Annotated in this window: 2 protein-coding genes; both read right to left on the bottom strand. The window is 63.6% G+C overall.

The features are described from left to right. Positions 1-131 precede the first annotated feature (131 nt). Complete coding sequence (locus AWU74_RS10565) at positions 132-374, bottom strand: hypothetical protein (RefSeq protein WP_062377038.1); 243 nt, start codon at positions 372-374, stop codon at positions 132-134. Positions 375-723: 349 nt separating this feature from the next. Further along, positions 724-873: a hypothetical protein gene (locus AWU74_RS11725; RefSeq protein WP_187150880.1), complete on the bottom strand. Its 150-nt coding sequence runs from the start codon at positions 871-873 to the stop codon at positions 724-726. Between the last annotated feature and the right edge of the window lie 332 nt (positions 874-1,205).

Below are 1,205 nucleotides of genomic sequence, written 5' to 3'. Positions count from 1 at the left end.
GGCATCCGCCCTTCGGCAAGCCCGCCCGGTCCCATCAGCGAGGCCCGTACCTATACGGCCCGCGCGGGGCGCCGAGACGACCCAGCGCTCGCTGCCCCAGATTTTTTCCGACACAAAAGGCGTTTGTTTTATCATGCATCCCTCCGGCCGCTCGGCGTTTCGCGTTCGGCGCTTGCCTCTATGCGCCGCGAGTTTGCGGCAAGCGAAGCGAAGCAAACTCGGTAAGCACGCCGAAGGCGTGCGGCAGTTCTTTCAAAGGACTCGGCCATTGCCCGCAGGGTAACGCGAAACACGGGCAGGTCGTCATAGGTAACGCGGCACTCCCCGCACGGGCAGCGCCCCGCCGCCCATCGGCAAACCTTCTTGATAAACACGGTAGGTGCTTACCCGTACTACGGCTTTATATCCCCTCTCGGTTGGCTTCCACGGCAGCCCCGCTTGCCTCTATGCCAAGCGAGTTTGCGAAGCAAACTCGGTAGCGCGCCGCAGGCGTGCAGGCTCTCCCCGCACGGGCGTGTCATAACCTATGCCACCCCTCGGTCGGCTCGCTCGGCAGCCCACCGGCGGAAACTCCAGCAAAGCCCGCTCGGTAGCCCCGGTAGGTTCTTGCCTCTGTGCCGAGTTCTTTCAAAGAACTCGGACGTTCCCTGCGGGGAACGCCTGTTTCCTCAAGAAACTTGAACGTTGCCCTACGGTAACGCGAAACACGGGCAGGTTTGACAGTCAAACATAGGCAGGTTTGGCAGTCAAACACGGGCAGGTTTCAAAGCCCGACACGGGCAGGTCGCTGAGGGGAAGCGGCTTTGCCGCTTTCCCTGTGAGACGAGGAAGGGAACGCGGCAAAACCCGTTCCCTCCCGCTCCGTTTCGGCAAGCCCCCTATGCCGCCTGTCGGTCGGCTCGCTCGATAGCCTCACTGGTGGGAACCGCTCGCAAAGCCCGCTCGGCAGCCGCGGTAGGTGCTTACCCGTACTACGGCATAGTGGCTTTCGCCTCTCGGCAAGCCCCCGTGCCGCCCCCGGCAAGCCTTGCCGCGCCAAAACCAGCCCGCTCGGCAGGACCCGCGGGGTCTCCGCCCTCCGGCGGGCTTACCGCGCGGAAAGCGCCGTCGTGCTTTTCGGGCGGGACGCGTCCATAAGGTACAGCAAGCCTATCCACCCGCAACTGGTCTCTCTATCTGGTACCGGACGCGTATTTTGCGGGAAA

This window comes from Treponema endosymbiont of Eucomonympha sp., assembly GCF_001028545.1.
The sequence above is the reverse complement of the archived record's forward strand: the minus strand, read 5'-3'. Positions and strand labels throughout refer to the sequence as shown.